Genomic DNA, 541 nt, shown 5'->3' on the forward strand with positions numbered 1-541 from the left:
TATAAGCCGCTTCACGAAACGAGGGCGGCGGCGCTGCTGGCGACGGTGTCCTTCGGTTTTGTGTTTCCGGATTGGCTTTTGTGCTGATGAGGGTTTGAGGTTTAGGCCTTGGGCTTGCGGAGAGGTTTCGACTGGGTTTTCCGGTCTGTTATTTGACAATTGAATATTGGAAGAAAGAGAAACGTGGGCGGCGGAGTTCGCGGGATCGGCAGAGATGTCGGTTCTTTGAAAGAGACTTTGGCGGTCACGTTTATCAAGAGAAGTTACACTGGTTTTTGACGGTTGGTTTAGGCTGATCGTTTGGAAAACAGGTGTGAAGTTCTCGTCGATTCAAGACGTGACGTAAATGCCAATGATTGAATTCTCAACATGAGAGTTTGATCCTGGCTCAGAACGAACGCTGGCGGCAGGCTTAACACATGCAAGTCGAGCGCCCCGCGAGGGGAGCGGCAGACGGGTGAGTAACGCGTGGGAACGTACCCTTTTCTACGGAATAACCCAGGGAAACTTGGACTAATACCGTATGTGCCCTTCGGGGGAA

At 51.6% G+C, this 541-nt stretch carries 1 rRNA gene; it reads left to right on the forward strand.

Going from position 1 to position 541, the window contains the following annotated elements:
• Window positions 1–365: 365 nt before the first annotated feature.
• Window positions 366–541, forward strand: a 16S ribosomal RNA gene (locus tag QTL95_RS16145); the annotation flags it as partial.

Source organism: Rhizobium sp. S152 (genome assembly GCF_030380735.1).
Lineage (GTDB): Bacteria > Pseudomonadota > Alphaproteobacteria > Rhizobiales > Rhizobiaceae > Rhizobium.